Source organism: Streptomyces atriruber (assembly GCF_001418325.1).
GTDB classification, from domain to species: Bacteria; Actinomycetota; Actinomycetes; order Streptomycetales; family Streptomycetaceae; genus Streptomyces; species Streptomyces atriruber.
Map to the genome: position 1 here is coordinate 1 of NZ_LIPN01000607.1, position 1,941 is coordinate 1,941.

Here is a 1,941-nt window from a genome sequence, read left to right on the forward strand (position 1 = left end):
GACGAGGACGAGACCCCCCGCCCAGGCGCATCCGCATCCCCCCGCACAGCCTCCAGAACCTGCCGCCCGGACAACCGCGCCCCCACCGCATGCCAACGGTCGAACTGCTTGCCGCCCAACGCCTCCCGCACCGACTTCCGAGCCGCCTCCTGCTGTTCCAGGAGCGAGGGCAGCATCCCGATCGGATCCCCGCCCAACCGCCGCGCGTTCTCCGCGTACCCGAACAGCCACGCCGCCCGCACCTGCCGCCCGTCGTGCGCCGCCGCCCACGCCAGCCCGTGGCAGCACATCGCGGCCACGAGGATCTCGTCGACCTCGCCCGCCGCCTCCATCCCCCGGCACAGCGAGGCGACCCCCGCCTCCCGCTCCCCCGCGAGCCACCGCACGAGCCCCTGCGCCATCAGCGTGGACCCGTAGACCTGCCGCTCTCCCGTGCCCTCCAGCAGGCGCAGCCCCTGCTCGCACAGCTCCAGCGCCCCACCGGTGTCCCCGAGGACGGCCCGCAGCAGGGCGGCCTCGTACCCCATGACCACGAGACCGAGCCGGTTGTCGCTGTCGACCATCCGCCGCCGCACGTCCACGAGCCGCTCCAGCCCCGCCGCATCACCGCACAGCGCCGCGAGCCCGTGCGCGTACGCCTCGGCGAACTGCGCGACCTCCTCGTCGCCCGCCCGCTCCGCGCACTCCTGCGCCAGCGCCATCCGCTCGACGGCGGTCGCGAGATCCGCGGTCCAGACACCGAACGCGCCGGTCGCCAGCAGCCCCCAGGCCCGCGCCGAACAGTCCTCGGGAACGCGCCCGAGACCCTTCTCGATCCAGTACCCGCCCTCGGAGAGCGTCCCGGAGGCCCGCCAGTGCGGCCAGAGCCTGGCGGCGAGCCGCAGCCCTTCCCGCGCCCGCCCGTCGGTCTCATACGCATACTCGAGCGCGGCCCGCAGCCCCGCCATCTCCGCGCGGACGGCACGGTGCAGCTCGGGCTGCGCGGCGCCGAGCAGCCCCTCCTCGAAGCGCCGCCCCAGATCCCGGTAGTACGCGAAGTGCCGCGCACGAAGCGCGGCACCGCCGTCGGCCTCCACCGCATCGAGGCGTTCGGCCCCGTACTCCCGGAGCGTGTCGAGGAGCCGGTACCGATTCCCGGACTCGCCGAGCCGCTGCACCACGGACTTGTCGACGAGCCCGATGAGCTGCCCGAGGACCTCGCCCACGGGCAGGCTCTCGTCCCCGCAGACCTGCTCGGCCGCCCCCAGTTCGAAGGACCCGGCGAAGACGGACAGCCGCGCCCACAGCACCTGCTCGTCCGGGGTGCACAGGTCGTGCGACCAGTCGATGGCGGTACGCAGGGTCTGATGCCGCGACAGGGCCGTGCGCCGCCCCCCGGTCAGGACCTGGAACCGATCATCGAGCCGCGCCACCAGCTCCTCGATGGAAACGGCCCGCAGCCGCACCGCGGCGAGCTCGAGAGCCAGCGGAATGCAGTCGAGCCGATGGACCAGCGCCACCAGCCGCTCCCGGTTCGCGGCACTCACGCGATACCCGGGCACGACGGCGGCGGCCCGCTGCGCGAACAGCTCCACGGCGTCGTCGGGCGCGAGCGGCGCGACGGGACAGCAGTGCTCTCCCGGCACGTCCAACGGCTGCCGACTGGTGGCGAGCACACACACGTCGGCGGCCTCGCGCAACAGGATGTCGGAGAGCATCGCGCACGCGTCGACCAGATGTTCACAGGTGTCGAGCACGATGAGCAGCCGCCGCCCCTGCAGATGCGCGACCACCGCGTCGAGCGGCGCCATGCCCGACTGCTCCGGCAGTTCGAGGACCGCCGCAAGGGTGGCCGGGATCAGCTCCGGATCCCGTAAGGCGGACAGTTCGGCCAGCCACACCCCGTCGGGAAACCGCTCCCCGAGCCCCGCGGCGGCCCGCAGCGCGGTGCGGCTCTTGCCC

General features: G+C 73.9%; 1 protein-coding gene. It reads right to left on the reverse strand.

What is annotated here, in order from left to right; genetic code table 11:
- On the reverse strand, nt 1–1,941 hold a 1,941-nt coding region (locus AOK03_RS39150; protein ID WP_055570103.1), incomplete at both ends, for an ATP-binding protein.